This is a genomic window from Streptomyces sp. NPDC051172 (assembly GCF_040682555.1).
GTDB lineage: Bacteria > Actinomycetota > Actinomycetes > Streptomycetales > Streptomycetaceae > Streptomyces.
Genome location: NZ_JBFBBE010000433.1, coordinates 1 through 1,124, shown reverse-complemented (window position 1 = coordinate 1,124; position 1,124 = coordinate 1). Strand labels below are relative to the sequence as shown.

Sequence of the window (1,124 nt, the reverse complement as noted above, 5' to 3'; positions counted from 1 at the left end):
CAGGCTCCGGAGACCCCATGGTAGCGATCCTGGGCCGCAGGATCGCCTTCAGGCCAATGTGAGGGCCGTCTACCGATGCTGGGCACCCCCGTGGCCGGCTGGGTCCAGGCGCTCATCCTGGCCGTCATCACCGCCGTGGGCACGGCCTCCGTGCTGGCCGGCATGGACAAGGGCGTCAAGCGCCTGTCCTACGCCAACATCCTGCTGGCGATCGCCCTGCTCGTCTACGTCCTGATGTGGGCCGTCTCCAGCATGGACGTCATCCGGGGCACCGTGCAGACGATCGGCGAGTACGCCTCGATGCTGCCCGTGCTCTCCACCTACAACGACACGTACAACTCGGGCCAGTGGTCCGGTGACTGGACCGTCTTCTACTGGGCCTGGACCGTCACGTGGGCGCCCTTCGTGGGGATGTTCTTCGCCCGCATCTCGCGCGGCCGCACCATCCGCTCCTTCATCGTGGCCGGTCTCGGCCTGCCCACCGCGTTCTTCATCATCTGGATGGGCATCTACGGCTACTCCGCGTTCCAGTCGGACCGCGCCACCGCGCCGGCGCCGGGCCAGGGCGGCGACCTGACGCAGACGATCGTCACCGACGGCAACGTCCAGGCCGCCCTGTTCCAGCACCTGCAGGGCATGCCGCTCTACACGGTGGCCGCGGTCGTGGCGCTCGTGGTCATCACGCTGTTCTTCATCACCTCGATCGACTCGGGTGCGCTCGTGATGGACGCGATGGCCAACGGCCACGAGGATGCGGCGCCCCGCCGCCAGTCCGTGTTCTGGGCCGTGTCCATCGGCGCGGTCTGCGCGGCCATCATCCTCACCGCGGGCGAGAACGGCCTGGCGGCGCTGCAGGAGGTCATCATCGTGATCGGCCTGCCCATCCTGCTCATCACCGTCACGCAGGCCGCACTGCTGCTGCAGGCCCTGCGCGAGGACGCGGGTGCCGCGCGGCCCATGCGTACCCGCCAGTGGAAGCAGGTGCTGCCGGTCGAGGAGTACCGCCGCCGCGCCACCGAGGACGGCGTGGACGTCTCGGACTTCGTGATCCGCCCCGAGTTCGAGGTCGGCACCGAGCCGGAGAACGACACGCACACCCCGAAGACGTGGCACCAGCAGCGCAT

1 protein-coding gene is annotated in these 1,124 nt (G+C 69.0%); it reads left to right on the top strand.

What is annotated here, in order from left to right; all coding sequences use genetic code 11:
- Positions 1-75: 75 nt before the first annotated feature.
- Positions 76-1,124, top strand: a 1,049-nt coding sequence (locus AB0N07_RS51715; protein WP_365848035.1) for a BCCT family transporter, incomplete at its 3' end; no start/stop codon positions are given.